We start from the raw sequence: 1068 nt of genomic DNA, 5'->3' as shown, positions 1-1068 counted from the left end.
ATCATTCATTCTGACCTAAATCATCAATAATATTCTTTATATATTCGTCAGCATTAGTTCTTACTCTGAACTCAACTCTCTGCGATCCTTTCCGATTCTCTTTTCCATCAGCATCATGTATTAATTTTGATGAAGATAACCCATTGGCTGTTAATAGGTCTTTAGTCCATTCTTGACTTGGTGTGCTTTTATCTGAGAGAACATATTTTAGTACACTTAATGTGCGAGCTTGAGATAGTTGCATATTTAAAAAATAGGACTCGTTTTCTGATGTGCCCTCTCGCCAACTACTCGAAGTATGACCTTCAATGCGTATCTCTTCGATGCTATCGTTATATTCTTCTCGGTTGAGCAAAGCAATGTATCTAGGGAAAAAGTCGTTTAGAATAACTTTAAACTGAGGTTTAATAACGGCTTGTCCAGTATCAAACAAAACATCCGGTGACTTAAATCGAATGACTAAGTTATCACTATCACACTCCGCATCCCATTTTTCTAAATCACTAGCAAACTCACTACATAGGTCTTTACCTAGCGCATCTTTGGATACTGAGTATTCAGACACAGCACTGTTAACTTTAAGCATATATAAAACAGCGATGAGCATAAACATCATCATGAGTCCTGTCATTAAATCTGCCAAAGGTATCCAGTGATCGGAATTTCTTGACATAACTAACGCCCACTACTTTGTGTAATTTTAGATATTCTAGACAGAGCATCTGAAAGCTGATTATAGTCACCAGCAAACTTCTCTGTCATTGCAGATAACTGACCACCCAAACTATTTAGAGATTGCACTAATGCTTCTTCGATCCCTGAAGTCAAAGCGTCTGTCTGATTTTTGGTATTAGATGAAAGGTCTGAAATAGTATTATTAAAATCTGTTGCCGAGCTTTGCATAGTATTTGCTATACCTAAAATCTGACTACTAATCTGCGGCAAATCATTTGACGCATTACTAACTAAGGTTGATAAGCTTTCTATTTGGTTTTGGATAGCTTTACGTTGTGAATCTAGGTTGCCTAAAGTCATCTCTAGATTTTCAGCGACCCCTTTAAAGCTCTC

At 36.8% G+C, this 1068-nt stretch carries 2 protein-coding genes; both read right to left on the bottom strand.

The window, feature by feature from the left end:
- Nucleotide 1 precedes the first annotated feature (1 nt).
- The gene (locus JMX95_RS13580; RefSeq protein ID WP_201561083.1) at nt 2–673 is read right to left on the bottom strand and encodes a flagellar motor protein MotB; all 672 of its coding nucleotides are present in this window, start codon (nt 671–673) and stop codon (nt 2–4) included.
- A 2-nt stretch (nt 674–675) separates the two neighbouring features.
- A partial coding sequence (locus JMX95_RS13575; protein WP_201561082.1) for a hypothetical protein occupies nt 676–1068 on the bottom strand: 393 nt, incomplete at its 5' end.

This window comes from Psychrobacter sp. NC44 (assembly GCF_904846655.1).
In the GTDB taxonomy this organism is placed as follows: Bacteria; Pseudomonadota; Gammaproteobacteria; order Pseudomonadales; family Moraxellaceae; genus Psychrobacter.
The sequence above is the reverse complement of the archived record's forward strand: the minus strand, read 5'-3'. Positions and strand labels throughout refer to the sequence as shown.